This window comes from Flagellimonas flava, assembly GCF_900129665.1.
Classification (GTDB): domain Bacteria; phylum Bacteroidota; class Bacteroidia; order Flavobacteriales; family Flavobacteriaceae; genus Flagellimonas; species Flagellimonas flava.
In genome coordinates this window covers 1,096,451-1,122,977 of record NZ_FQWL01000001.1, presented here as the reverse complement: position 1 = coordinate 1,122,977, position 26,527 = coordinate 1,096,451, and the positions used below count along the sequence as shown (strand labels likewise).

The 26,527-nt window shown below is 40.6% G+C and carries 22 protein-coding genes; 10 read left to right on the top strand and 12 right to left on the bottom strand.

The features are described from left to right. Window positions 1-9 precede the first annotated feature (9 nt). Together BUC10_RS05180 and BUC10_RS05175 are read left to right on the top strand one after the other, a co-directional pair. The gene (locus tag BUC10_RS05180; RefSeq protein WP_073176878.1) at window positions 10-1,050 is read left to right on the top strand and encodes a cysteate synthase; all 1,041 of its coding nucleotides are present in this window, start codon (window positions 10-12) and stop codon (window positions 1,048-1,050) included. A 123-nt stretch (window positions 1,051-1,173) separates the two neighbouring features. Further along, the gene (locus BUC10_RS05175) at window positions 1,174-2,433 is read left to right on the top strand and encodes a cysteate-C-fatty acyltransferase (RefSeq protein WP_073176877.1); all 1,260 of its coding nucleotides are present in this window, start codon (window positions 1,174-1,176) and stop codon (window positions 2,431-2,433) included. 10 nt (window positions 2,434-2,443) lie between these two features. On the opposite strand, the gene BUC10_RS05170 is transcribed toward BUC10_RS05175, so the two are convergent. The 3 genes from BUC10_RS05170 to BUC10_RS05160 form a co-directional block, all read right to left on the bottom strand. Further along, window positions 2,444-3,244: a helix-turn-helix domain-containing protein gene (locus tag BUC10_RS05170; protein ID WP_073176876.1), complete on the bottom strand. Its 801-nt coding sequence runs from the start codon at window positions 3,242-3,244 to the stop codon at window positions 2,444-2,446. Between the two features lie 92 nt (window positions 3,245-3,336). Then, entirely contained in the window at window positions 3,337-4,461 is a 1,125-nt protein-coding gene (locus BUC10_RS05165; protein ID WP_073176875.1) for a GTP cyclohydrolase, read from the bottom strand. 66 nt (window positions 4,462-4,527) lie between these two features. Continuing rightward, window positions 4,528-5,511 carry a transporter gene (locus BUC10_RS05160; protein ID WP_073176874.1) on the bottom strand — a complete coding sequence of 328 codons (984 nt, stop codon included), beginning with the start codon at window positions 5,509-5,511 and terminating at the stop codon, window positions 4,528-4,530. An 85-nt stretch (window positions 5,512-5,596) separates the two neighbouring features. Here BUC10_RS05160 and BUC10_RS05155 point away from each other — a divergent pair, with 85 nt between their 5' ends. The 4 genes from BUC10_RS05155 to BUC10_RS05140 are packed head-to-tail and all read left to right on the top strand — an operon-like array spanning window position 5,597 to window position 11,045. Then, complete coding sequence (locus BUC10_RS05155) at window positions 5,597-5,857, top strand: DUF4834 family protein (protein ID WP_073176873.1); 261 nt, start codon at window positions 5,597-5,599, stop codon at window positions 5,855-5,857. Between the two features lie 24 nt (window positions 5,858-5,881). Further along, window positions 5,882-8,317: a YfhO family protein gene (locus tag BUC10_RS05150; protein WP_073176872.1), complete on the top strand. Its 2,436-nt coding sequence runs from the start codon at window positions 5,882-5,884 to the stop codon at window positions 8,315-8,317. Continuing rightward, window positions 8,317-9,600, top strand: a complete 1,284-nt coding sequence (locus BUC10_RS05145) for a glycosyltransferase family protein (RefSeq protein WP_073176871.1) — start codon at window positions 8,317-8,319, stop codon at window positions 9,598-9,600. Before BUC10_RS05150 ends, BUC10_RS05145 begins: the two co-directional genes overlap by 1 nt. Next, window positions 9,585-11,045: an oligosaccharide flippase family protein gene (locus BUC10_RS05140; RefSeq protein ID WP_073176870.1), complete on the top strand. Its 1,461-nt coding sequence runs from the start codon at window positions 9,585-9,587 to the stop codon at window positions 11,043-11,045. The genes BUC10_RS05145 and BUC10_RS05140 overlap by 16 nt, the downstream gene beginning before the upstream one ends. 50 nt (window positions 11,046-11,095) lie before the next feature. Here BUC10_RS05140 and BUC10_RS05135 read toward each other — a convergent pair whose 3' ends face one another. From BUC10_RS05135 to uvrA, 3 genes are all read right to left on the bottom strand, one after another. After that, entirely contained in the window at window positions 11,096-12,388 is a 1,293-nt protein-coding gene (locus tag BUC10_RS05135) for a hypothetical protein (RefSeq protein WP_073176869.1), read from the bottom strand. 241 nt (window positions 12,389-12,629) lie between these two features. Continuing rightward, window positions 12,630-13,928 carry a T9SS type A sorting domain-containing protein gene (locus tag BUC10_RS05130; RefSeq protein WP_073176868.1) on the bottom strand — a complete coding sequence of 433 codons (1,299 nt, stop codon included), beginning with the start codon at window positions 13,926-13,928 and terminating at the stop codon, window positions 12,630-12,632. A gap of 453 nt (window positions 13,929-14,381) precedes the next feature. Next, a complete protein-coding gene (uvrA, locus tag BUC10_RS05125) occupies window positions 14,382-17,159 on the bottom strand; it encodes an excinuclease ABC subunit UvrA (RefSeq protein ID WP_073176867.1) in 2,778 nt (925 codons plus the stop codon). A 249-nt stretch (window positions 17,160-17,408) separates the two neighbouring features. On the opposite strand from uvrA, the gene BUC10_RS05120 reads away from it, so the two are divergent. After that, a complete protein-coding gene (locus tag BUC10_RS05120) occupies window positions 17,409-17,990 on the top strand; it encodes an RNA polymerase sigma factor (RefSeq protein ID WP_073176866.1) in 582 nt (193 codons plus the stop codon). Between the two features lie 247 nt (window positions 17,991-18,237). Here the strand turns inward: BUC10_RS05120 and BUC10_RS05115 are convergent, their stop codons facing one another. Beyond that, complete coding sequence (locus BUC10_RS05115) at window positions 18,238-18,900, bottom strand: endonuclease III domain-containing protein (protein ID WP_073176865.1); 663 nt, start codon at window positions 18,898-18,900, stop codon at window positions 18,238-18,240. Between the two features lie 56 nt (window positions 18,901-18,956). Here BUC10_RS05115 and bcp point away from each other — a divergent pair, with 56 nt between their 5' ends. Next, window positions 18,957-19,412, top strand: coding sequence for a thioredoxin-dependent thiol peroxidase (gene bcp / locus BUC10_RS05110; protein ID WP_073176864.1), 456 nt, complete (start codon window positions 18,957-18,959; stop codon window positions 19,410-19,412). 20 nt (window positions 19,413-19,432) lie between these two features. Here bcp and BUC10_RS05105 read toward each other — a convergent pair whose 3' ends face one another. Further along, window positions 19,433-20,890 carry a nucleotidyl transferase family protein gene (locus BUC10_RS05105; RefSeq protein WP_073176863.1) on the bottom strand — a complete coding sequence of 486 codons (1,458 nt, stop codon included), beginning with the start codon at window positions 20,888-20,890 and terminating at the stop codon, window positions 19,433-19,435. Between the two features lie 89 nt (window positions 20,891-20,979). Between BUC10_RS05105 and BUC10_RS05100 the strand changes: the two genes are divergently transcribed. Together BUC10_RS05100 and BUC10_RS05095 are read left to right on the top strand one after the other, a co-directional pair. Further along, a complete protein-coding gene (locus BUC10_RS05100) occupies window positions 20,980-21,744 on the top strand; it encodes an MBL fold metallo-hydrolase (RefSeq protein ID WP_073177203.1) in 765 nt (254 codons plus the stop codon). 5 nt (window positions 21,745-21,749) lie between these two features. Continuing rightward, a complete protein-coding gene (locus tag BUC10_RS05095; RefSeq protein WP_073176862.1) occupies window positions 21,750-22,244 on the top strand; it encodes a hydrolase in 495 nt (164 codons plus the stop codon). Here the strand turns inward: BUC10_RS05095 and BUC10_RS05090 are convergent. The 4 genes from BUC10_RS05090 to BUC10_RS05075 are packed head-to-tail and all read right to left on the bottom strand — an operon-like array spanning window position 22,241 to window position 26,413. Then, window positions 22,241-22,900 (bottom strand): alpha/beta hydrolase, encoded by a 660-nt coding sequence (locus BUC10_RS05090; protein ID WP_073176861.1) that lies wholly within the window; start codon window positions 22,898-22,900, stop codon window positions 22,241-22,243. The two genes, BUC10_RS05095 and BUC10_RS05090, sit on opposite strands and share 4 nt — an antisense overlap. Window positions 22,901-22,909: 9 nt before the next feature. Then, window positions 22,910-23,239, bottom strand: coding sequence for a hypothetical protein (locus tag BUC10_RS05085; RefSeq protein ID WP_073176860.1), 330 nt, complete (start codon window positions 23,237-23,239; stop codon window positions 22,910-22,912). A 4-nt stretch (window positions 23,240-23,243) separates the two neighbouring features. Continuing rightward, window positions 23,244-24,497 carry a dihydroorotase gene (locus BUC10_RS05080; protein ID WP_073176859.1) on the bottom strand — a complete coding sequence of 418 codons (1,254 nt, stop codon included), beginning with the start codon at window positions 24,495-24,497 and terminating at the stop codon, window positions 23,244-23,246. Continuing rightward, window positions 24,494-26,413: a BatA domain-containing protein gene (locus tag BUC10_RS05075; RefSeq protein WP_073176858.1), complete on the bottom strand. Its 1,920-nt coding sequence runs from the start codon at window positions 26,411-26,413 to the stop codon at window positions 24,494-24,496. The genes BUC10_RS05080 and BUC10_RS05075 overlap by 4 nt, the downstream gene beginning before the upstream one ends. Window positions 26,414-26,527: the final 114 nt, after the last annotated feature.

Below are 26,527 nucleotides of genomic sequence, written 5' to 3'. Positions count from 1 at the left end.
AACCCAGTTATGAGAAAACAGATAAATGCGCACAGCAATATTCTTGATTTAATTGGAAATACCCCCTTAGTTAAGCTTAATAAAATTGCCCAACCTCTTACAGGTAATTTCTATGCCAAGGTAGAAGCCTTTAATCCAGGTCATTCTTCCAAGGATAGAATTGCGGTTTATATTATAGAAGAAGCAGAACGCAAAGGGATTTTAAAACCTGGTAGTACTATTATTGAGACCACTTCCGGCAATACCGGCTTTAGTTTGGCTATGGTCAGTATTGTAAAGGGCTATAAGTGCATTTTGGCGGTTAGTTCAAAATCGTCTCCAGATAAAATAGATATGTTACGCTCCATGGGAGCCAAGGTATATGTTTGTCCTGCGCACGTGAGCGCGGACGATCCAAGATCATATTACGAAGTGGCCAAGCGTCTTCACCAAGAGACCAAAGATTCCATATATATCAATCAGTATTTTAACGAATTGAATATCGAGGCCCATTACAACACCACCGGTCCCGAGATTTGGAATCAGACGAATGGAAACATAACCCATTTGGTGGCGTGCAGTGGAACCGGCGGTACCATTTCTGGAATTGCCCGTTACCTGAAAGAGCAAAATCCTGAAATTAAGGTGTTGGGAGTGGATGCTTACGGTTCGGTCTTGAAAAAATTCCATGAAACCGGGGAATTTGACCATAATGAGGTCTACCCTTACAGAATAGAAGGACTTGGGAAAAACCTTATCCCTGCTGCGACCGATTTTAACGCTATTGACCGTTATATTAAGGTAACAGATGGCGAAAGTGCCCATATGGCCAGAAAAATTGCCCACTCTGAGGGTATTTTTGTGGGATATACCAGTGGGGCGGCAATGCAGGCATTATATCAATTGAATACGGAGGGTGAATTTTCGGAGGATAGCAACGTTGTTGTTATCTTTCCAGACCATGGTTCACGGTATATGAGCAAGGTATACAGTAACGAATGGATGGAAAATCAAGGATTTTTTGATATCCAGAATGCTGAAACCCCTGAAAAAATAGAATACATCAAGTAGTACTTGATTTACTGTAAATTGGAACGGCAATGGCTCTCATTGCCGTTTTTTTTTATCCTGATATTTAGTTATGTGGGCTTACCAAAAATATATATTTTTGCATTTGAATTAATTTTGAGGTAGATGAGAGATTTATTTGACAGAATTATTGAAAATAAAGGGCCTTTAGGGAAATGGGCATCGCAGGCTGAAGGTTATTTTGTATTCCCAAAACTGGAAGGACCCATCTCTAATCGAATGAAGTTCCAAGGAAAAGATGTAATTACATGGAGCATCAATGACTACTTGGGATTGGCCAATCTCCCTGAAATTAAGAAAGTTGACGGTGAAGCTGCACTGGAACATGGCTCGGCTTATCCTATGGGTGCAAGAATGATGAGTGGTCATACGGATTACCACGAGCAGTTGGAACAAGAACTTGCCGCCTTTGTAAATAAAGAAGCTTCTTATCTTTTGAATTTTGGATACCAAGGGTTTATGTCGGTAATCGACGCTTTGGTTGCTAAAGATGATATTATCGTTTATGATGTGGATTGCCACGCCTGTATTATCGACGGGGTACGTCTACACATGGGCAAACGCTTTACCTTTAAACATAATGATGCCGGAAGTCTTGAAAAAAACCTGGAAAGAGCCACAAAATTGGCTTCGGAGACAGGCGGTGGTATTTTGGTGATTTCGGAAGGTGTTTTTGGTATGAGGGGTGAACAAGGTATCCTCAAGGAGATTGTGGCCCTGAAGAAAAAGTTCAAGTTTAGGCTTTTGGTGGATGATGCACACGGTTTTGGTACCCTAGGTAAGACTGGGGCAGGAGCTGGAGAAGAGCAAGGGGTGCAGGATGAGATAGATGTCTATTTGGCCACTTTTGCCAAATCTATGGCCAGTATTGGCGCCTTCGTAGCGGCCGATCAAGAAATCATAGAGTACCTTAAGTATAATCTTAGATCACAGATGTTTGCCAAGTCATTGCCCATGGTATATGTCAAAGGGGCACTAAAAAGACTGGACATGCTTCGCACAAGGCCCGAGCTAAAGGCGAAACTTTGGGAGAATGTGAATGCGCTGCAAAATGGACTTAAGGAACGAGGCTTTGATATAGGAACCACATCCAGCTGCGTTACACCGGTATATTTAAACGGTAGCATTCCCGAAGCCATGGCATTGGTTAAGGACTTAAGGGAAAACTACGGTATCTTCTGTTCCATTGTGGTATATCCAGTTATTCCGAAAGGTCTGATTTTACTTCGTTTGATTCCTACTGCTACCCATACCATGGAAGATATCGCAGAAACCTTGGATGCTTTCTCCGGTATTCGTGAGCGACTTCAAAACGGAACTTACAAAAGACTTTCCGCAGCTGTTGCTGCTGCAATGGGCGAATAAAACTGTTAACCTATCCCGTTATTGTTTTTTTGAATTGGCTTGGGGGAAGTCCATAGTAGGATTTAAATGAGCGAATAAAGTGGGGGTCATCATAGAATCCGGTTTCAAATGAAATTTCGCCAATAGTTTTGGAATCTTTCAGCAATTGCTTCATGGCATGATCCATTTTGACCTGAAGCTGATATTCCCCAATCGTGCACCCCATTCTTTTTTTAAACGCCCTTGCCAGATACACCGGATGTACATAAACTCGTTCTGAGAGGGATTGGAGCGAGTGAAAAACCTCCTTTTCATCGTTTACGATAATGGTGATTGCTTTTATCCATCGCAAATCTGCTTTGGGAAAATATTCATGGGCAAGCCCACCATACCAATCGTAAACATATTCCGTGGCAAGATCCATATCATGAACTCCTTTCTTCAGCAGTACTAAAAGCTTGTAAAGTGAAGGGTGTCCAACTACCTTGAACTTCTTGAGTGAAGTTAAAGGAATTTGTGTGCTGCCCTTTAGGTTGAACCAACTGGGCTTGAATTCTATATTAAAGCATTTACCGTGAACCGTTTCAAAGGTGTTTTTATGTTTATAGCCTTGCGGTCTGAACAGAGCTTCACCCGCTTCAACACGCTGCACGGTATTTGAACTCTGCTCTAGATAACTTCCTGAAAACAAAAGACTCAAATACGCATTTTGGTGATCATGTACCCCAATATCATCCTCTTCACTATATTCCGTGATACAAAGTTTGATATCATCATTTTCGAGGACATCTAGACTGTTACCAAAATATTCTCCGCTAGATAGATTAATCACCTGTGATACAATATTGCTTTACTTCTTAGTCCATAAACATGGAATTTGTTACGATCTAGACCCTGGTAGAATTATAGATTGAATGTGACAAGCTAATTCCTGAGTGCTTTCCTATAGGTTCTCCTACGTTTGTGTGTAACGGGGTCAAAGTGTTTCCACATTTGCCTAATGGCGACATTTTCTTCCAATTCAGGCGTTCTAATGCAGTTTTCAACACCACGTTTCTTGAAAGTTTTATAGTATTCATTAAAAATTACCGCGGTAACCCCTTTGTTTTGGAAATCGGGTCTAATCCCTATTAAATAGAAAATAACATCCTTGCTATGTTTCTTAGCCCTTAAAAGATGAAATACCCCTGTAGGAAAGAGTTTTCCTTTTGCCTTTTGGAGCGCCTTTGAAAATGAAGGCATAACAATGGCGAAGGCTACCAGTTCGTTGTCAGCGTCAACCACAAACTTGATGTATTCTGGATTGATAAAACTGATGTATTTCTTTTTGAAGTACTCCTTCTGCACATCGGTAATTTTGACAAAGGAGGCTAAACTGGAGTAGGTATTATTGAATAGATCAAACATTTTGTCCACCCATGGCATAATTTCCTTACTGTTGTCAAAGTTCAGTTCCCGAAGGCCATAACGTCTTTTGATTAGCATATTGGCTTTCTGGAACATCTTAGGGTCCGCATTGGCAAAAAGAAATTTGTTTTCTAGATATTCTTTTTCTTTTATAAACCCATGCTTTTCATAATGGGAAAGATAATAGGGGTGGTTGTACCAAGTAATCATAGTACCAATGTGGTCGAAACCGTCTATAAGCACGCCCACCTTGTCCAGGTTTGAAAAACCAACCGGACCTTCCATATATTCAAGATCATGGCCTTGACCAATTTCGGCCACTTTTTTAAGCAAGGCTTCGGATACTTCAAAATCATCCACAAAATCGAACCAGCCAAAACGCATCTTCCGCAATTGCTGCTCGTTGACCTCAAGCCAATTGATGATTGCCGCAACACGCCCCACGATTTTGTTTTCCCTATAGGCAAGGAAGAATTGGGCTTCTGCATTTTTGAAGACAGGATTCTTTTCAGGATTAAAGGATTCCATTTCATCATTAATAATTGGAGGAACCCAATACGGTGAATCCTTATATATCGAAAAGGGAAACTTGACAAAAGCTTTTAAATCGGCCTTGGACTGAACCTGCTTTACGGTGACCATACGTTATTTTTTGTAAGGTCAATATTAGGAATATTCTTAGCGGGAGAAAAATGATACCCACAAAACTTAGAAGTCTAGTTTATCCTTCTTCTTTTTCTTGGATTTTTTGCGCTTTTTCTTAGCCGCTCCTTTTTTGATTTTTCCATTCTTTCCGCCTTTCTGGTCCGAAATGGCAACAAGCTTGTCCTTATGGAAATCTAGTCGGTAGGAGAAACCAAGTACGGTAAAGATTCTGGAGGGAGAATTCTTAAATCCCGAACCCAAATGAAAATCAGCCTGAAAATTCTCATTAATAAGATAGGCTACCCCTGTTCGAAGTAGCACATCTGAATACCGATCACTGCTAATACCCTGTCCTTCTAAAAACACGCTCCATTTGGGATCCCTAAAGGCGTGTGTGATGGACATGGCAAAATTCAACTCTGGAAAGTCAGTTCCAATGCGGTCGTATGCAAGATTGGAAATCAATACAAATCTTGGTGAAAGTCTACTTTGGGTAGCGATGGCCGCCCTTGGCGCTACAACGGGATCACCAACATAAAATGGATTTTCCCCTAAGGTAAACGTAGCTCCCGCATATACAGAGACCGCTGGAATTAGGTTTTTCCACTGGAATACATTGTTGGCCCTCCAACTATAGAGATTGGGTTTGCTTCGCTCAGGATTTTTATAGGGATCGAAGATCAAGAATTTCAGACCCAGGCGATTTCTGGAAAAATCGGTACGTCTCTCATCCGTCCCCAGATTGGTAAAGGTCACATTTTGGGTGATAAATGACCCTTCCCAATTAAGTTCCAGAGTTTCAAAAAGCAAACCATATCGAAGGGAGAAATCCACCCCTAAAATGTTGGAATCCGTATTGAGATCCGCATTGTCCTGCTGTTCATAAAGCAGTCCCATCTCACCTTGCACGACATTTCTTCCTACGGCATAGGCACTTACAGCCCTACCGGGCCTGTTGCTGTTGATAACATCCGTATACTGGGCATGGGTGAACAATGGGATTAAGCAGAATAGAAAAAGGGCCTTCTTGATCACAGGGAAATCCATATAACTTATTTTAATACTATTTTAAGAAACTTTAGAGTCGTTTAAGGGACTAACAATGTAATTTTGATGCAATAGCTATTGTTATATGGTTTTATTACAAACGATTTTACTGGTTGTATTAGTATACTACGCGGTTAAATTGCTGCTAAGGTGGTTGGCACCTAAGTTGTTGAATTATGCTGTTAAGAAGACCAATGAGCGCTTTGGACAGCAATTTGGCAATTATCAGGATTTTAGTAAACAACCTGATAATGAGGGTGAAACTACCATTTTTTCTAAGACAACCCGAAAATCCAATCCTTCAAAAAAAGTTGGAGAATACATAGATTTTGAAGAAATTGACTAATATTTGTCTTTTCAAAATCATTCCATGAATCTTTCCTTTAAAGCAGTTGTTACCCATCTTTGTGTAATCGCTTTCTTTCTTTTGGCCTCTCTGGTCTACTTTTATCCGGTTTTGCAGGGTAAGGCCATTTTTCAGTCGGATATTGCCCAATATAAGGGCATGGCCAAGGAGCGAAATGATTATAAAGAATTGAGTGGGGAAGAATCGTATTGGACCAATAGTGCTTTTGGTGGTATGCCCACCTATCAGTTGGGGGCCAATTATGAGCACGACTATGTAAAAAAACTGGATAGATTGATTCGGTTTTTGCCCCGTCCGGCGGACTATCTTTTTCTATACTTTATTGGATTTTATATTCTGATGCTATGTCTCAAAGTGGATTACAGGTTGGCCATAGTAGGTGCGCTGGCGTTCGGATTTTCCACTTATTTTATAATTATCCTAGGGGTTGGTCATAATGCCAAGGCGCATGCACTGGGCTATATCCCCATGGTCTTGGGTGGGATAGTACTAGTGTTTCGAAAAAAGTACCTGCTCGGATTTATACTTACTGCATTGGCCATGGCACTGGAAATAAGTGCCAATCATTACCAGATGACCTACTATTTCATGCTACTGGTGCTGTTACTGGGTCTGGTGCAGCTCATTTATGCAATCAAGGACAAAAAATTAAAACATTTTTTCGCCTCTGTCGGCATTTTGATAGGTGCAGTTTTACTTTCCATAGCCACCAATGCCACGGGACTTATGGCGACAAAAGAGTATGCAGATTGGAGCACAAGGGGAAAATCAGAATTGACAATTAATCCCGATGGAAGCGCAAAGGAAGTTCAGACGGGCTTGGATAGGGACTATATTACCTACTACAGTTATGGAATAGCAGAATCATTGGATTTGTTTGTTCCTAGAATGTTTGGAGGTTCAGGAAATGAGGATTTGGGCAAAAAATCAAAGGTTTATGAGTATTTGACCGGTCAGGGACTTTCACCAACAAGAGCTGTAGAAGTTTCTGGACTTTATTTATACTGGGGACCACACCCCATGTCGGGTCCAGCTGCGCCTGCCTACGTTGGGGCAATAGTGATTTTTCTTTTCATTCTTGGCCTGATTCTGGTCGATGGAAAAAAGAAATGGTGGCTCCTCTCTGGGGTTATTTTGTCCTTGTTGTTATCATGGGGCAAAAATTTTCCGGCGCTAACCAATTTTATGATTGACTACTTTCCCTTGTACAATAAGTTTAGGGCTGTTTCTTCGATTCAGGTAGTTTTGGAGTTATGCTTTCCTGTATTGGGTATTCTTGGTGTTAGGGAATTGTTCCGAGGTAAACTTAAGGCAGCCAAAAAACTAAAAGCCCTGAAACTTTGTTTTTTCATTACACTTGGGCTTGGCGTTTTTATTTTCGTACTAAAGGGGTTCTTTGATTTTGTTGGACAGAATGATGAGACCTATCGACAATATTTTGGGGATGCGCTATTGGATATTCTTCGACGTGATCGTCAGGCAGTATATGTTTCGGATACAATTCGTTCTTTGATCTATGTGACTCTGGCCGCATTGACCTTATGGTTTTTTATAAAAGACAAGATTGGAAAAAATCTGGTTTCCATACTACTTGGAGCACTTGTTTTGTTTGATTTGGTTGGGGTGAGTCTTCGATATGTGAATGAAGATGATTTTGTACGTCAACGTCAGGTAAATGAGCCATTTCAGGCCAGTCAGTTGGACCAGATGATTCAACAAGATCAATCGGTTTACCGGGTATTCGACCCGCAGGAAGGGCTAAATGGAGCAAGAACTTCTTATTTCCATAAATCGGTTGGCGGCTACCATGCTGCTAAACCCAGACGGCTTCAAGACTTGTTCGAATATCATTTATATCAAAACAACCTTGAGGTTTTGAATATGTTGAATGTAAAGTATATTATTCAACAGGATGAGGAAGGAAACAACGTCCCGGCTGTCAATGATGGTGCCAACGGACCTGCCTGGTTTGTGCAAAACCTAAAAAGCGTAGGGTCTGCCAATGAAGCGATAACGACATTGAAGGACATCAATTCCAAGACGCAAGCTATAATCAATACCAAGGCTTTCCCCACGGTAACAAAACTGAGCTATGAAGTGGATTCGTTGGCACAAATTCAAGTGGAAGACCATAGACCTAATTACATCAAATACCAATCAAACAATTCCAATGATGGGTTTGCCATTTTTTCGGAGATGCATTATCCCAAGGGATGGAACGCCTATTTGGATGGGCAATTAGAACCTCATTTTAAGGTAAATTATGCACTACGGGGCATGAAGGTTCCAGCAGGCAAGCATACCATCGAATTCAAATTTGAACCTGAGGTTGTTAGAACAGGAAGCCAAATCGCTCTTGGAAGCAATATTCTTTTGGGCTTGGTGATTTTGGGTGGAATTGGTTTGTCCTTCCGACGTAAAAAATCTGAAAAGGAGTAATGCATAAAGTTTTGGTCATAGCATATTATTGGCCCCCTGCTGGCGGACCTGGTGTGCAACGATGGCTAAAGTTTGTCAAATACTTTAAGGATTTTGAGGTGGAACCGATAGTCTATGTGCCTGAGAATCCCCATTACCCAATTGTGGATACCCAGTTGTTGCTGGATGTGCCCCAAGATGTCAAAATACTAAAAAGGCCTATCCGAGAACCCTATGTTTGGGCTTCGTTACTTTCCAAAAAGAAAACAAAAACTATCAGTTCTGGAATCATTCAGGAAAAAAAGGCCTCATGGTTAGAGCGGATTTTGTTGTGGATAAGGGGCAATTTCTTTATTCCGGATGCCCGCAAATCATGGGTGCGACCTTCCATTACTTACTTACAGGAAATCATAGAAAAAGAGGGGGTGGAAACGATTATTACCACGGGGCCACCGCATAGCTTGCACCTAATCGGTCTTGGCCTGAAGAAAACTAAAAAGCTGCAATGGATTGCTGACTTTCGTGACCCTTGGACCACTATTGGGTATCATAAAAAGCTGCTCCTGACCAAAAAATCCCAGCTAAAGCATAAGAGCTTGGAAACGGAGGTTCTATGCACGGCCGATAAGATTGTAGTCACTAGCAACACCACGAAAAAGGAGTTTGAACAAATCACCCAGAAACCCATAAAAGTAATTACCAATGGGTTTGATGAATTACTAGCCCCTACTGGATTGGATACCAGTTTTACAATCTCGCATTTGGGCTCCTTGTTGACAGGAAGAAACCCAGTTTCCCTTTGGAAAGCCCTTCAGGATTTGGTTACATCCCATCCCGATTTTGGTAAGTCTCTAAAGATCCAGTTGGCCGGGGTAGTGGGGGAAGAGGTCCATGCCTCCATTTCTAAATTTGGGTTGAAAGACTATGTGGATATGCTTGGCTATTTATCCCATTCCAAAGTGGTGGAAGTTCAACAAAAATCGCAATCACTATTACTTTTGGAAATAGATTCTGAGGAAACAAAAGGAATCATACCAGGAAAGCTGTTTGAATACCTGAACGCAAAGCGCCCTATTTTGGCAATTGGGCCTGATGAATGGGAAGCTGGGGATATGATTGAAGCGGCAACAGCTGGAAAGGTAGTTGGCACAAATGACGTTGAAGGCCTAAAAAGCTTACTTTTGACTTGGTTTGAAGCTTTTAAATCTGGAAAATTAGAGTGTAATCCTGTTGGGATTCATCAATACCATAGAAAGGAACTCACCAAGCAAATGGCAAACTTCATTCAATGGGAATCGTCTTAAAACAATCCTTTAAAAACACCATAGTCACTTTTATCGGGTTTGGTTTTGGCGCTATCAACACCCTGTTTCTGTACACCAATATTCTTGAGCCCACCTATTATGGCCTGGTGACTTTCATTTTAGCTACAGGAGCCATTTTAATGCCAATCATGTCCGCTGGCGCGCATAATAGCCTGGTGAAGTATTATAGTGCTCAAAGCGAGGAATCGAAGGGTAACTTTTTGACCCTGGTTTTGGTGGCGCCCTTGTTGATTATATTGCCTTTGGCACTTTTTTTTGCTCTCGCCCAAGATGCCATTGGAAATTGGCTCTCCATCAAAAATGCGTTGGTGAAGGACTATCTTTGGTATTTGTTTTTGGTTGGACTGTCCATGGCATACTTTGAGGTTTTTTACGCCTGGAGCAAAGTGCATTTAAAGTCTGTATTTGGAAATTTCCTTAAAGAGGTATTCGCCCGTATCTGTGTTACCATTTTGTTGACCTTGTTGTACTTTGAAATGATATCTCTGGAATTCTTCCTAAAAGGGATTGTAGGGGTCTACTTATTGCGCACCCTGCTCATGAAAAGCTATGCCTTTTACCTCAAAAAGCCCAATCTTGGCTTGTCGTTTCCGAAACACACTAAGACCATTTTGGGGTACGGACTTTTAATGGTACTGGGGGGTTCCGTGGCATTGATTCTTCTTGAAATCGATAAGTTTATGATCAACCAGTTCAAGGCCATTGAAAATGTTGCCTTTTATGGGGTTGCGGTATATATCGCTACGAGTATTATAGTTCCGGCCAGGGCCATGAACCAGATTACCTATCCGTTAACTGCAAACTATTTAAACGATGGAAATCTATTTGAGTTGGAAAGTCTTTATCGAAAAACATCCCTTACTGCTTTTATCGCTTCTGGCTTGTTGTTCGTTTTGATTATTTTAAACATAAATGATTTGTTCTTGCTTTTACCGGAAGAGTATAGAGGAGGTTTTGCAATTGTCGCCCTAATTGGAATGGCCAGGGTTTTTGATGCACTCATGGGCAATGTTAATGCCATTCTGTATTATTCCGAATATTACAAATGGGTATTGGGAATGGGAATATGCTTTGCCTTAACCACCATTTTGCTAAACCTGTGGTTGATTCCCATTTATGGTATTGAAGGGGCCGCTTTGGCAAGTTTTGTTGCTATTTTTCTATTTGATCTGTCGAAACTGGTTTTTGTGAAACTAAAGTTTGGGTTTTTACCGTTCACAGGTGCAACCTTTAAAGTGTTGGCCACCCTTGTATTGCTTAGCTGCTTGTTTTGGGTCTTTCAATTTCCTTTTCATCCCATAGTCAATATTGGCCTAAAGTCTGCTTTGGTCGTGGTAATGTATTTGGGGATTTTATATCGATTTGATATTTCGGAAGATGTATCCGGGGTTTTGTCCAAATGGCTAAAAAGAAAAACCCCGTAGCGGATAAATCCAACTACGGGGTAAACAACTAACCAACCTAAAAACTATCTTTATTGCACTCTTCTGGTACTTCTTGACCTAGTGCCTGTGTTATTGCTTCTTCTTGAACTATTGTTCCCAGAACTTTTTCGGACCGTTGTCTTGGTACTTCTGGTAACTGTTCTTTTCGGAGCACTACTTCTACTTGCTACACTTCGACTGCTGCTTTTTCGAGCCTGAGGCTTTCTGTAGGTAGTACCAGAGCTTCTTGTAACCGTCCTTTTAGCACTATTGTTTCTGCTAGCTACAGGCCTATTTGAATTACTTCTAGCCTGCGGCTTTCTATAGGTAGTACTTGTGCTACGGGTTACCGTCCTGCCCCTTGGAGTAGATGTTACCTCTCTTTTGGCAACGGTTCTACTGTTGGGTTTTCTGGTCACTTGTCTTTGGGTGACCGTTCTACCGTTGGAGCGGGATACACTATTTCCATTTCTATATTTTCCTTGTTTTACGGTTCTACTGGTTCCATTACTTCTTCCAACGTTTCGGTTAGATCGTGTTACAGCATTTCCTTTTCTGAAATCATCATTTCTGTAATTGTTTCTACCGTTATATCTGTTACTTCTTCCATAATCGGCACCATCTCGTCTTACTTGGTTACGTCTGGTGACTCTGTTATCGTTCCTATAGATTCTATCCCTTCCATGATGTCTGTTATTATATCGATCATACCTGTAGGTTCTACCTCTATTAACATAGTTTCTGCGGAAGTTATCCCTATATGGTCTGTAATAGGTATACCTAACAGGTCTGTAATATCTTCTGTAAGGTCTTGTATACACATTACAGAATGAAACTGCTGGTCTTACAAAGTATCTGTGGAAAGGTCTGTACACATAACCTCTATTATAGACATTGATGAATCCGGTACAATGGCTAAATACTCCACCATTATAGAATACGTTCAATCCACCAACTCTTCGTACACGACCGTTTCTATACCAAACATCCACACCACCAATCTGCGAAACACGCCCATAATAATCGTAATAGACAGGAATGTTCTCTACTTGGATTACAGCCCCATAGTCATCATACTGTACAAAAGGATTGTAATTGTACCCAGAGTTGAAGGTAACACCCACATTACCAATTCGGGCACCTACACCAACATTTACCTGATTATCGATAAAGAAATCAAACTCCCCATCTGGGTATACTGAAAAAGTTACCCCATTTTCCACAAAGATGAATGAGTTCCCGTAACGATAGGTACTGGTAACCAATGCTGTGTTTTCTTCGGCTGCCTGGATGTTTGGAACGCCCAAGAGCACTGCTGCTATAATGAGTACTAACTTTTTCATACTATCCGATTTTAAATTCTGAATGCAACTATTTACATTCTGAATAGTATTTACCAAACAGCGTGCCAAAAAAAAGCAGAAATTCTTAAGTAATTGAAAATTAAGTATTTAAACTTTGTGCGTAATAGAAAACAGTGCAATGTGGTTTAAGCCTTCCAGATTTTCAGATTTCGGAAAACCCACCTTCCCAGCTCCTTCGCTAATGCTCAGGACTACATAGGGGAAGGAGCTTTTCTTGGTGTTATCTTATGACCAGTTTTTCAATGGTGCCATAAATAGAGTCTTTATGGTAGATTATCATGATGTACATACCGGCGGCAATATCGCTAACATCGTACCCGGCGCTGTTGGGTCTTAAGGATTTGATCAAGTTTCCGGAGAGGTCGTAGATTTCAACTTTGGAGAATTCTATTTCGGAATCGATATGGACGATATCTTCTGCTGGGTTGGGGTGGAGGGAGATTCTAATAGATTCACCCGTAACCTTTGGATTGTCTTCGAAATCTTCCTCTTCAACTTCTTCTTCTGGTTTTTGATCTGGGCAGAATGGGTGTTGGTCTATGACAGGATTATTAGAAAGGTGGAATTCTGGAAAACTTGGAATTGGGATGTTGTTTTCATCATATTGTATAACCGGAGGTACATAGCTACATAGATTCAAATATTCCAATAGGTAGTTGGCGTGTATAACAAATGAAACCCCAACATCACTCAGGTTTTGCAGGTCAATTGCTTTGAGTGAATCATTGGAGGATATGTGTAGGTCGATACCAACCGATTTTAGCTTTTGGAGTTTAAGTTCTTTAAGATTCGCATTGTTATGTATATGAATATCCGTTTCTATTACCACCAGATTTGAAGTTTCAAAAGATTCCAATTTTAAGTTGTGGTAAAGATTTATACCCCCCGCTGTTTCTAAAATTGGTGCATTGATTTTATTTAATGATTCATTGCTGGAAAATTCAAATTCTCCTCCATGTTCTGCATTGTTGCCACAATTGCCAATATTGGTAAGGGAAGGAAAGTCAAGTTCAACTAGTGAGGGATTTAATTGAAATGAAACTCTTTCGCAGGTGGTTTTCAGTTTTGGCACTTTTACGCTTTCCAATTTTGGATTATCTATAAAACTGAAGGAAGCACCAACATACTCTAAAAGCGGAAAATCTGCTTTTTTTAATGAGGGATTTTCTGTTATCACCAAATAATCGGTAGTCTTCTGTAATTGTGGAAATGATATATCTATTAAATGTTCATTTTTTGTCATCAATAATTCAACCTCCACATTTTCTAATAGAGGGGCCTCAATTCCGACAAGATTGGTTGTATAACAAAAGGCCAGTGTACCTTTGACTGAAGTTAAGTTTGGGAATACCAATATTGTTGGACGGCTGTAATTAATTTCACAATAGAATTCATTGCCATCAATAATTTCATCTTTTATCTCAACAACTTCTATTTCATTTTCAAAACCAACATTATTCTCATGGGAATATAAAAATGTACATACATGTAATAGAATCAAAAAAGTAATTTTTCTCATAAGCATATTTTAAGTGTCTCAAATAGATTTGGGATACAATGATCCGCAACTTAAAAGTATGGTGACCGGTATCTGAAAATGTACCTGAATTGATGAATGCCCCTTTTGAATTGACGGATGGGGTTATTTTAGGAATGGATTTGGTTCGCTAAGTGTTGGATGGCAGGGGTCAGAGGTTGGAGGTCGGAAGTCAGATGGCAGAAGTCAGATGTCAGATAGCAGAAGTCAGAAGTCAGAAGTCAGAGGTGGGATATCAGCTGTCAGATAGCAGATGAATGGAGTTGGGGGTTGGTTTATAAACACAAATCAATTTTGAGTTGAAAATGTTAAATGCAGGACGCACGGAACAAAAAGTATGCAAAATGGTATTCCGGATAACTAAATTCCTAGCTCCTAGCTCCTAATTCCTAACCCTTAATTCTTGATTCTTCAATTGAAACCTTAAATGGTAAGTCAGAGTTTTTCCCTAAGGTAGGTTGCCGTTACCGACTGCTTGTTTTGAATCAGTTCTTCTGGTGTTCCCTCGGCAACCAAGTTACCACCATTTTCACCACCTTCGGGCCCCAAGTCAATAATATAGTCCGCGCATTTGATCATCTCAATATTATGCTCGATCACCAAAACGGAATGCCCTTTGGCAATCAACTCATCAAAGGATTTCAGCAGTTTCTTAATATCATGAAAATGGAGTCCCGTTGTGGGCTCATCAAAGATGAACAACGCCTTTTCTTTGGTATTCCCCTTTACCAAAAATGAAGCAAGCTTAATACGCTGTGCCTCCCCGCCCGAAAGGGTAGAGGAGGACTGGCCCAGGGTGACATAGCCCAATCCCACATCTTGCAGCGGTTGCAGTTTGGAGACAATTTTGGTTTGATTATAGGTTTTAAAATGGTCTATGGCCTCATCAATAGTGAGATTCAGCATATCATCAATACTTTTTCCTTCAAACTGGACTTCAAGTATCTCCTTTTTAAAACGTTTACCCCCGCAAACGTCACACTCCAAATGCACATCTGCCATGAATTGCATTTCCACAGTAATTTCACCTTCCCCCTTGCATTTTTCGCAACGACCACCATCCACATTAAAAGAAAAGTGTTTTGCTTGGTACCCCCTTAGTTTGCTCAACTTCTGCGAAGCAAATAGACTACGGATATCATCATAGGCTTTTATATAGGTTACCGGATTGGAACGGGAAGACCTTCCAATGGGATTTTGATCTACGAATTCTACATGTTTTATATGTGCATATTTGCCTTCAATTTTGGTAAACTGCCCGGCTTTTTCCCCGTAACCGCCAACTTCCTTTAATAATGCCGGATACAATATCTTCTTTACCAAGGTGCTTTTGCCACTCCCGGAAACCCCGGTGACCACCGTAAGCATGTTCAACGGGACAGTGACATCAATATTCTTAAGATTGTTTTCCCTGGCCCCGATAATGTGGATATGGCTCTTGGAATTTTTTCTTTCCGACGGAACCTCAATCGCCTTTGTACCATTCAGATAATCGGCTGTTAGGGAATTGGCTTTTAGGATATGCTCCATGGTACCTGTTGCAACAACCTCCCCACCGAGTGTCCCAGCTTCTGGACCAATATCTATGACCTCATCCGCCGCTTTCATAATGTCCTCATCATGTTCCACCACAATTACCGTATTGCCTAGGTCCCTAAGGGATTCCAGCACCTCAATCAAATTTTCGGTATCTTTTGGGTGAAGACCAATACTGGGTTCATCCAAAATGTACATGGAGCCTACCAAACTACTTCCCAATGATGTGGCTAGATTAATACGTTGACTTTCCCCTCCAGATAAGGTATTCGATTTTCGATTTAGCGTAAGATAGCTCAGTCCTACCTTGCTCAGAAAGTCAAGACGTGTAGTAATTTCCTTTAGGAGGCGTTGTGCAATGGTCTTGTCATGTTCTGATAGTTGTAATTCTTCAAAAAACGGAACTAGTTTTTTTATGGGCCGTTCAATAAGGTCGGAAATAGAATAGCCACCAACCTTTACATAATTGGCCTCCTTCCGCAAACGCTTGCCTTTGCAAACGCTGCACTTTGTTTTTCCCCGATACCTGGATAGCATGACCCGATTTTGGATTTTATAGCTTTTTTCTTCCAGCATTTGGAAAAATTGATGAAGGCCGGTGAAATGCTCATTGCCGTCCCAAACCAATTGCTGTTGCTCTTCTGTAAGTTCAAACCATGGTTTGTGAATTGGAAAGTCGAAGGTGTAGGCCGAGTTGACCAATTGATCCCGATACCAAGACATACTTTCTCCACGCCAGGGAAAAACGGCATTTTCATAAATGGAAAGTGCAGTGTTGGGAATAACCAAATCAGCATCTATTCCTATTACATCACCGTACCCTTCGCATTTTGGACAGGCACCATAAGGGTTGTTGAAGCTGAACAAATGCACATTGGGCTCCAAGAATTTCATTCCATCCAACTCAAATTGATTGCTGAACACCTTGATCTCGCCACTTTCCAGGTTTTCTATAATACACTGACCTTTACCTTCAAAGTAGGCATTGTCCACAGCGTTGGCCAATCGGTTATAGAAATCTTCATCCTCCTTTACAATTACGCGATCCACAACAAGGTCAAATTCACGTCCGATATCTTCAGGAGCTTGATCTATTCGCAGTACCTCCCCACCATATTTTATCCTGGCATACCCCTGTTTGGAAAAAAGCTCCAAAGATTTTAATGGTTCCTTATCTTCTTTGATTTGTATTGGAGCCAATAGGAGCAACTTGGTTCCTTCCTGCAAAGACTTGATATGTTCGATGACGTCGGTCACCGTATTCTTTTTGACCTCTTGACCTGATATTGGAGATATGGTTTTCCCGATTCGCGCAAACAACAGTTTTAGATAATCGTATATCTCCGTGGTGGTACCTACCGTTGATCGTGGGTTGGTGGAATTAACTTTTTGCTCAATGGCTATTGCTGGAGCTATACCTTTAATATAATCCACTTTGGGTTTGTCCAACTTGCCTAAAAACTGACGGGCATAGGAAGAAAGGCTCTCCACATAGCGCCTTTGACCTTCGGCATATAAGGTGTCAAAAGCAAGGCTGGACTTGCCAGAACCCGACAATCCAGTGATGACGACGAGTTTATTTCGTGGAATAACGACATCTATGTTCTTAAGGTTGTGGAGTTTGGCACCTTTTATGATGATGTTTTTCTTGGCATCTATATGTTCAACCGAGGTCATATGTTAAAATTTGAGATTCAAAGATACGGTACACCACACTTTATACGTATATTGTATCAGTTAACATCGGAAAAAGCCCAAATCACAACATTGTTTTTTCGCAGGCATACCGTTTTTCTATATTTGGTATGTAATTAAAACGCTGATAGGCCTATACAGAAATAATTACTTTTTTAAAATTAAGCTAATAACTCTAAGTCTTCCCAACGAAGGGAAAGGCTGGTGATTATAACCAAAAAAGTAATTTGTATGGAACTACAGATTGATGACTCAATATTAGTTAAGAGTTACATTTCCGGAGACGAGAAAGCCCTTGAGACCCTAATCAACAGGCACAACCAAAGAATATCCAGTTTTATTTATTCTAAAGTTATGGACCGGGATGTCGCAGAAGACATCTTTCAGGACACCTTTATTAAGGTTATTAAGACCCTCAAAAGAGGTTCGTACAGTGAAGAAGGTAAGTTTTTACCTTGGGTGATGCGTATTGCGCATAACTTGATCATCGACCATTTCAGGAAGAACAAAAGAATGCCCAAGTTTGAGGGCAGCGACGACTTTAACATCTTTTCAGTCATCAAAGATGATAAGCTCAACGCTGAAAAACAGATTATCAAGAACCAGATAGATAGTGATCTTACCTTACTTATTGAGGAACTCCCCGAAGATCAGAAAGAAGTATTGATCATGCGTATCTATAAGGATATGAGCTTTAAAGAGATATCTGAAAATACAGGTGTGAGCATCAATACAGCACTTGGCAGAATGCGATATGCCCTGATTAACCTTAGAAAGATAGTGGAACGCAATAATATCGTTTTAACGAATTAATCTGCATTCCATCGACCACGACAATATTTCAATTCTAGCGCCGTTATCTAATTGTAACATTAATGCTAGAATATGGAAAACATTTACTCTGAAGAACAAGAAACCGTTAAAACGGTAAAAGCTAGACGAGAAACAGTGGATTTCTTGCTAAGCTATTCCAAATCAATCCAAGTGGTTGATTACAAAAAACACAAATTTGAAGTTACTTTAAACTAGGACTTCAAAAAAAACGTAAAAAGAGCCGCTATTAGCGGCTCTTTTTGGTTTTATAATACTCGTTTAGCACCGTTTTCCTTCCTATGGTCCGCGTAATAATGTCTTTTTCCAAATCCCAACCGCGGGCAGGGGAGTATTCCCGTCCGTACCAAATAATCTGTAAATGAAGTTTGTTCCAGACTTCTTCTGCGAAGAGTCGCTTGGCATCGCGTTCCGTTTGGACGACATTTTTTCCATTACTGAACCCCCAACGGTACATTAATCTGTGGATATGCGTGTCAACCGGAAAGGCTGGAATTCCAAAGGCTTGGGATACCACCACACTTGCTGTTTTGTGTCCTACGGCAGGAAGCTCCTCCAGTAATTCTATATTTCTGGGAACCTCTCCATTATATTTTTCAATCAAAATCTGGGACAGTCCATGAATACCTTTGGATTTCATGGGCGAAAGTCCAACAGGGCGAATGATTTCCCTGATTTCCTCCACACTAAGTTTTACCATTGCATAAGGGTTATCCGCCTTTGCGAAGAGAATGGGTGTAATCTGGTTTACCCTAACATCGGTGCTTTGCGCCGACAACAAAACCGCAACCAATAAAGTATACGGGTCTTTATGATCCAGGGGAATTGGAATGGTTGGGTACAGCTCATCCAAAGTCTTAAGAGCAAAATCTACCTTCTCTTGTTTTGTCATTTTTTGTTTAACTTTGAAGATAATAAATTAAACAATTGATTTAAAGTCAGATTCATATGAACACATTAAAAGTAGGAGATAAAGTACCTGAATTTTCAGCAAAGGACCAAGATGGGAACACAATTAATCTCAGTGATTACAACGGGAAAAAGTTAGTGGTCTTTTTCTATCCAAGGGCAAACACACCTACCTGTACCGTTGAGGCATGTAATTTAAGGGACCATTATGGCGAATTACAGGAAAAAGGATACCACATTTTGGGTGTCAGTGAAGATTCTGAGCGGAAACAGACCAATTTTAGAAACAAATTTGACTTTCCCTATCCGTTGTTGGCAGATACCGAACATACCGTTATAGAAACCTTCGGGGTATGGGGACCAAAAAAATTTATGGGACGTGAATTTGATGGCATTCACCGAGTTACCTTCCTCATAGACGAAAATGGAATAGTTGAAAAGGTAATCGACAAGGTCAAGGCCAAGGAACACGCAGCCCAGATTCTGGAACAATAGCTAATTCATGCGCAATTCAATTAAGCCTCTTCCTTCGCGGGAAGGGCTTTTTTTGTGAAGAGCTTTTTCTCTTTGATCATTTCAGCAATACCTTCAGGCAACATTTCTTCCCAACCATCTTCACCACTGGTAATGCGCCTTAGCACTTCTCGGGAGAAGATATCCATAATATCGGGATCATAGTCGATGATATCCATCACCTTGCCATTGTATTTGAAGAACTTATAAAGCTCCTTCATTCTTGGATGCACCTTTACGTTGTTGCTAGTCATAATCTGCCCAGTAGACGAATCCTTCATGGGATAGAGGTAAACCTTCAAATCTTTAAAGAACAATTTTCCAAAGGCTTCCAAAATACCACCACTTAGATCGCGGTAATATCTTTCGTCAAAAACGTCGACTAAATTATTTACCCCCATGGTCAATCCAATCTTGGACTTGGTGTAATTGTTGAAGTATTCTACCAGTTTGTAGTACTCCTTAAAGTTGGAAATCAGTACAGTGTGGCCTAAAGAACACAGCAATTCCGCCCTATCCATGAAATCTTGTTCATCTATCTCACCGGAGGCTTTTAAATTGGAAAGGGTAATTTCAAATACCACAATGGTGTTTTCGTATTCTACAGTTTGTTCCCGAATAAAAATATCATAGGATTTCTGGAACATGTCCATATTAACCTTGGTCACAGGTCTAAAACTTCCCCTAAGGGCTAAAATGTTCTTCTTGTAAAGCACTGCCGCAGGGAGCAGATTGTTCCCATCAGGGCCAAACATAACTGCATCGGTCATTCCATTTCTGATAAGTTGTAAGCTCATCAAGCGGTTATCCACATCTTTAAAGTGGGGACCGGTGAAATTCACCATGTCAATTTCGATAGTATCCCTATCAATATGATCATATAGATATTTCAGCAGCTTTTTTGGTTTATCGTATTTAAAAAATGCACCGTAAATAAGATTTACCCCTAAAGTTCCTAAGGTCTCCTGCTGCAATCTGGCCTCATTTTGTTTGAATCGAATATGCAAGACAATTTCATCATATTCTTTCTGCTTGGGATCGAGCTGGAATCGTATTCCAATCCAACCATGCCCCTTATAACGTTTTGAAAAATCAATGGTTGCAACCGTATTGGCAAAGGAAAAGAACAAATAATCTGGATTGTTTTCCCTACTGATACGTTCTTCCACCAAACGCATTTCATGGGCCAGCATTCTTTTGAGTCTGGGCTGTGTCACGTACCTACCATCATTTTCCACTCCATAAATGGCATCACTGAAAGCTTTGTCGTAGGCACTCATTGCCTTAGCTATGGTACCTGAAGCTCCACCTGCCCTAAAAAACTGTCGGGCTGTTTCTTGTCCTGCGCCAATCTCGGCAAAGGTGCCGTAGATATTAGGGTTCAAATTGATTCTTAGGGTTTTTGCCTTGATCGATGGAATGTTCTCAAAGGCGTTTTGGTTGCGGGATTCAGTGGACATAACCGATATTTTAGATAAAAACAAAGTTACACTCTTCCTCAAATCTATTAAATAAATAAGTTATAATTTTGGATTTAATGGATGATAGGATGACCATTACTTTTTTGGGTACGGGAACCTCGCAAGGAATTCCCATTATAGGAAGTGATCATCCGGTCTGCCTGAGTTCGGATCCCAAGGATAAAAGGCTTCGTGTATCCGTATTAATTTCCTGGAAGACCTACAATTATGTCATTGATTGCGGACCCGATTTTAGACAGCAAATGCTTACTAACCAAATCCGCAGCATCGACGGTATCCTCTTTACGCATGAACACGCCGACCATACTGCGGGAATTGATGATATCCGGCCATTCTTCTTCCGCCAGGGAGATATTCCAATTTACGCCCAGGAGCGGGTTGTGGAATCGCTCAAAAAAAGATTCGATTATATTTTTGCCGACACGAACAGATATCCTGGTGCTCCAGCGGTTAAGGTAAACGTAGTAACCAAAGATCAACCCATCTTACTTGGTGATATGGAGGTAATTCCCATCGAAGTACTTCACAACAGATTGACCATTTTTGGATATCGTTTCGGAGATTTTGTATATCTGACCGATGTAAAACGTGTTGAGGAAAGTGAAATCAAAAAAATAAACAAAGCCAAAGTGTTGGTGGTCAATGCATTGAGAGAAGAGGCGCACCATTCCCATTTTAACTTGGAAGAAGCTTTGGCGTTCGCTAAAAGAGTGGGAGCGGAGCAGACCTATTTTACCCACATTAGCCATTTACTGGGATTTCATGCCGAGGTTGAAAAAAAACTACCAGAGAACGTACATTTGGCCTACGATAATTTACAATTGACGATTTAAGTGATATGAAGAACAAAATATTCCTTTACCTGTTTGTGTTTGCCGCTTTGATAGCGCTGTACCAATTTGTGAGCACCAATAATCTTCAAAAGAGTTTTCAGTCAGATATTAACAGAATGAAAACGGAAATAATGGCGCTTGAAGATTCCCTTCAGCAATCGCAATTACGAATTTTGGACATGCAGTATTTTTCATTGGAAAATAATGACGACGCTCTGGCCTATTACGATCATTTGAACTTGGAAAATCCTGTGCGCTATATTGAGGATAAACTTTTGGAAACCAATGAGCAAAAGGGAAACAACCCCTTGGTGCCTTATGATGGTATGGAGGGCGATTTTAAGATCAACAAAATCAAAGTGCTCAACCATAAATGGTTGTTGGCCGATTTTTCAGATGGTAAATATTGGGGAGATTTGGTGATCAAGTATGAACTAAAAGATGATCTAGCTGTAGATTTTACTTTGATGGACCATTTACTTTATGCCCGCAGCAATTAAAGTCGCTTTACCAACCAATCCCTGAACGCATAAAAGTTTTGTTGGCTGACCCCATGACCAATGGGAAACTCCTGATAGGTGTGTTCGATGTTTAGCCTGTTAAGGAAATCGGGTGTTTTTTGTGCCCATTCAACTGGTATTACTTGATCTACTTGGCCGTGGGAGGCATAAATGCCCAAGTGGGAGTGATCCTTGTCAGTATAACCTTCGGTAAGAATGTTTTCATTAATGTAACCGCTTAGCGCCACAACATTTTTTATCTTTTCCGGATAGGAAAGGGCAACGCTATAACTAAGAATGGTACCCTGACTGAATCCCAGTAAGGTGATGTTTTCCCGATCTAAATTATAGGTATCACAGGCCTCCTCAATAAAGGCAACAATCTTCTCCCGACTTATCTGGGCTTGTTCGTCATCACTCCATTTGCCATATTCGGCATCAAAGTTTATGGCATACCAGGCATGCCCAAATGGATCTAGATCATAGGGTGCTCGTACGGAAATTACCAAAAGCTCGCTGGGCAGTTCTGAGGCAAAGGAAAAAAGGTCCTCCTCATTGCTTCCATACCCATGGAACATAAAAATGACAGGTACTTTACCAGAAATATTTGATGATGGTCTGAGTAGGTACTCCAAAGATAGCGGGGTGGGGGACATGGGATTTGTTTAAGGAATAAAGGTAAACCATTTTTGAAAATTGGCTCCAAGCCAAGGCAGCAACTGTTCCCTATTTTTAATGGCATAAAAAAGGCCATAGCAGACCCCAAATAGATATATCACCCAAAGGATGGACCAAATGGGCAAGACTTCCATGTTGGTCAGATTGAAATAGGTTGCTAAAGCGTGGTAAATGAGGTGTATCCCAAAGGCCTGTCTAATATGAAGCCGCGCGAAGGCATTTTTGGGTTCCATATTCATGGTGATGGCAATAAAACAGCCTAGAATGGTACAATAACCTAAGATGGCTGCGGTTCTTCCCGGTTTGGAATTGCTCAAAATGCTAAAGTGTGATTTGATTATTGTTGATCAGTCCAAGAACTTTTCCCTTTAAGTTTTGACCTTGGAACATATTATTTTTAGAGGTAGATGCACTATCATCTTTCTGAAATGTCCATTCCGAACTAGGCTCAAATAGTGTTAAACAAGCCATTTCCCCTTCTTTTAAACTTGGAGCGGGAACTCCAAAACGTTCCCTTCCCTTAGTGAGCAATGCAATGGTTTCCTCAGTGTCCAGTAGAGTATTTAATGCCCCAAAGGAAGATTCCAAACCAATGGTACCATAAGCTGCATTGTCAAATTCCACCTTTTTTTCCTCAATATCCATGGGCATGTGGTCAGAAGTCACAAAATCTATGGTCCCATCTTTCAACCCCTTAATAAGGGCCTTGCAATCCACTTTTGTTCTTAACGGCGGGGACACTTTGAAGTTGGTATCAAATTCGTTCAAGGTATCATCGGTAAACAATACGTTGTGTATGGCCACACTGCAACTCACATCCAATCCTTTCTTTTTAGCCGCGGATATCAGCTTGACGGAATTAGCAGTGGAAATTGTTGGAATGTGCAACTTTCCTCCGGTATATTCCAAGATAAAAAGGTCACGCGCGATCTGCAGTTCCTCTGCTAAACTTGGGATTCCCTTTAGACCAAGTGATGTTGAGACTTCCCCTTCATTGACAATACCTTTTCCCTTGATCTGTGAATCTTGTGGAAATGACATGACCAATCCATCAAAGTTTTGTGCATAGAGCAGCGCGATTTTCAGCAGATTGGGGTTGGAAATGGATTGTTTAAAATCGTAAAAGGCAACAGCACCTGAATTATGCATATCGAAGAGCTCCGCCAAATCCTTTCCCTCAGAGGCCATGGTCAAACTTCCCATCGGGTATGAACGTGTCACAGAACCGTTACTTCTTTCCTTCAAAAAAACGATGTCTGAACTTGTGTCCGGAACCGGACGTGTGTTGGAATTGAGAACGATATCCGAAAAGCCACTTCTCGCAGCTACAGCAAGTCCATTTTTAATGGTTTCACGTTCTTCAAAACCAGGCTCGCCAAAGCTCACGCTACTGTCAAACCACCCAAGAGACACATGCAAATTTTTAAAAGTCAATTCCCTCACGTTGGAGAGGGGGGCGATGGAAGCTGAAATCCTTTCAATGACACCTTTTTTAATGAGAATGTCTCGTTTTTTTAAATGGAGGTTTTTATCCTCCGGACATACTATTTTAGCAGATTTCAGCAGTATGTTCATCTAATAACTTTTTGTATGATTACTTCCAATAGCGCCAGAAGCAGTGCTAAAATAACAAACCATTTCCAATAAGCGGTAATGGTATTTTCTGCTTTCAGATAATCAAAAAGGCCAGAAACGGATTCTTGAAGGGAAACTTCTTCAAAATTTTCTAGGTTGGTATAGCTTAAGTCGCTTTCCTTTCTTGGATAGTTAAAACTGATATTGCTCAACGAATCCAGCTCTTTTTTGATGGTATATATTCCGTCTTTTATTGGGTTTTCGTCAAATGTCAGTTGTACTTTGTTGGCATAGGTCTGTTGCCTTGGAATAAACTCATACCCCTCTTGAGCCACATTCAGAACTGCATCGTTCCCCATATCCAAGCTTAAATCCACTGCCACAGGTTTGCCCAATGTATGATAGATATCGGGCATCTTTAAACTGAAGGCTGCCATATTATAAAAGGTGGGGACGATCAATGGAGAACTTTTGAAATTGGTGTTTTCCAACTCCAACGGAGCTGTGAAAAAATAAAAACCATCTATTCCCGATAAAAAAGGAGTGTCTCCCTCCATGGAAAGAATTCTTGGGGCATTGGTTAGCACTTCGTAATAGGTATTCACCTGTGGGTATTGAAAATTATATACCCGCTTCTCAAAAACGTTTTCATACAACGGATGATCAAAAGTGATGTCCGTTATCTTCTTTCCAATAGTTTGTGACTGCTTGAATTGGGTACCGAAGTAAGTAGATAAAAATGTATTGTAGGAGCTTGGGTCTACCCCCGAGGCCGGAATAAAGATTATGGTTCCACCATTGGCCCTAAAGGTTCGTAAGACCTGTTGCAGCCCATTGGGAATGGTCTTCAATTGATTTAAAACGACAACATTTTGTCTGTCCAATACGCTATAATCCAACTGATCAAGTTCAAAAATGTTCAATTCGAATTCATCGGGTGTATATAGCTTTCTAAGATAATTGGCATCGGAATCCGTTATGGTAAGAACCTGAATCCTTTCAGGTTCATCAATATTAAAGAAGAAACGGTTGTCATAATCCAACCCATTCTCTTGTATTTCTACACGACCTTTTAATGTTTCTTGGGCGGGAATGGACAACACCAAAGAAGCTTTTCCATTATTTTCAAAGGTGGCGGAACTTTTTGCAATTAACTGCTCTCCGTTATACAGGGAAACTGGAATACTTTCATCCCTTTCACCACCTGATAGCAGTACCGTTAGTTTGGACTGATCCGAAAAAAGGTCCTCTACATACAGAGAATCAAGAGAAATGTTACCGTTTTCCCTCGGCCGTACCGGTACATAATGAAATTGTGTTTCGGCATTATTTTGAATTGGCGTGCCCAAGGTTTGTTGAAAATCCGAAATGAGCACAAGATGTTTGGCTGTGTTTCCATCATCTGAAAATAAACTATTCGCCTTCAGGGCTATAGCATCAAGCTCCATTTGCTCATGGGAATAGGTCAGGGACAAGAGCCTATTCTGAATATCCATTAACCGCACCTGTCTGAAGGTTTCCTCATTGGTGAATAGGGTAAAAACATCATCTTCACCAAGATTTTTTAATAGGTCCTGCACTGATTTTTCCAATAGGCTCAGACCATTATGTCTCGCTTGCATGCTAAAGGAATTATCCAGATAAATAATGGTTTCCTTTTCCTTTAAAGCCGTTTCAGAAGCACTAAAAGGTTGGGCAAAAGCAATGACTAAAGCGGTAAGAAGTAGCATTCGGGTTACAAGCAGGAACCACTTTTTTAAGTTGTTGCTCTTTCTTGATTCGGATACCACTTGTTGCAACATGGCAACATTGGTAAAAGGAGTTTTCTTAAACCTTCGAAGCTGAAAAAGATGAATGAAGATGGGGATTAAGAGAAGTAAGAGGGCCCAAAGGATTTCCGGATGTTTAAACTGCATTCCCAACTTTGATTAGGCAAATATAGGGGTTAAGGTGGAAACTATGCTGTTAAGGATTTGGTAATTTGAATTGGAAGAAACCAAGTTGTTGAATGTCCAGTGTTTGTCTGAATA

What these genes read in the sequence shown, in the direction of transcription:
- bcp (WP_073176864.1), top strand. Translation starts at nt 18,957, where the DNA reads ATGAACACATTAAAAGTAGGAGATAAAGTACCTGAATTTTCAGCAAAG.
- BUC10_RS05135 (WP_073176869.1), bottom strand. Translation starts at nt 12,388, where the DNA reads ATGAAAAAGTTAGTACTCATTATAGCAGCAGTGCTCTTGGGCGTTCCA.
- BUC10_RS05105 (WP_073176863.1), bottom strand. Translation starts at nt 20,890, where the DNA reads ATGTCCACTGAATCCCGCAACCAAAACGCCTTTGAGAACATTCCATCG.
- BUC10_RS05175 (WP_073176877.1), top strand. Translation starts at nt 1,174, where the DNA reads ATGAGAGATTTATTTGACAGAATTATTGAAAATAAAGGGCCTTTAGGG.
- BUC10_RS05155 (WP_073176873.1), top strand. Translation starts at nt 5,597, where the DNA reads ATGGTTTTATTACAAACGATTTTACTGGTTGTATTAGTATACTACGCG.
- BUC10_RS05130 (WP_073176868.1), bottom strand. Translation starts at nt 13,928, where the DNA reads ATGAGAAAAATTACTTTTTTGATTCTATTACATGTATGTACATTTTTA.
- BUC10_RS05120 (WP_073176866.1), top strand. Translation starts at nt 17,409, where the DNA reads ATGGAACTACAGATTGATGACTCAATATTAGTTAAGAGTTACATTTCC.
- BUC10_RS05080 (WP_073176859.1), bottom strand. Translation starts at nt 24,497, where the DNA reads ATGAACATACTGCTGAAATCTGCTAAAATAGTATGTCCGGAGGATAAA.
- BUC10_RS05160 (WP_073176874.1), bottom strand. Translation starts at nt 5,511, where the DNA reads ATGGATTTCCCTGTGATCAAGAAGGCCCTTTTTCTATTCTGCTTAATC.
- BUC10_RS05090 (WP_073176861.1), bottom strand. Translation starts at nt 22,900, where the DNA reads ATGTCCCCCACCCCGCTATCTTTGGAGTACCTACTCAGACCATCATCA.
- BUC10_RS05150 (WP_073176872.1), top strand. Translation starts at nt 5,882, where the DNA reads ATGAATCTTTCCTTTAAAGCAGTTGTTACCCATCTTTGTGTAATCGCT.
- uvrA (WP_073176867.1), bottom strand. Translation starts at nt 17,159, where the DNA reads ATGACCTCGGTTGAACATATAGATGCCAAGAAAAACATCATCATAAAA.
- BUC10_RS05115 (WP_073176865.1), bottom strand. Translation starts at nt 18,900, where the DNA reads ATGACAAAACAAGAGAAGGTAGATTTTGCTCTTAAGACTTTGGATGAG.
- BUC10_RS05100 (WP_073177203.1), top strand. Translation starts at nt 20,980, where the DNA reads ATGACCATTACTTTTTTGGGTACGGGAACCTCGCAAGGAATTCCCATT.
- BUC10_RS05180 (WP_073176878.1), top strand. Translation starts at nt 10, where the DNA reads ATGAGAAAACAGATAAATGCGCACAGCAATATTCTTGATTTAATTGGA.
- BUC10_RS05075 (WP_073176858.1), bottom strand. Translation starts at nt 26,413, where the DNA reads ATGCAGTTTAAACATCCGGAAATCCTTTGGGCCCTCTTACTTCTCTTA.
- BUC10_RS05145 (WP_073176871.1), top strand. Translation starts at nt 8,317, where the DNA reads ATGCATAAAGTTTTGGTCATAGCATATTATTGGCCCCCTGCTGGCGGA.
- BUC10_RS05165 (WP_073176875.1), bottom strand. Translation starts at nt 4,461, where the DNA reads ATGGTCACCGTAAAGCAGGTTCAGTCCAAGGCCGATTTAAAAGCTTTT.
- BUC10_RS05140 (WP_073176870.1), top strand. Translation starts at nt 9,585, where the DNA reads ATGGGAATCGTCTTAAAACAATCCTTTAAAAACACCATAGTCACTTTT.
- BUC10_RS05095 (WP_073176862.1), top strand. Translation starts at nt 21,750, where the DNA reads ATGAAGAACAAAATATTCCTTTACCTGTTTGTGTTTGCCGCTTTGATA.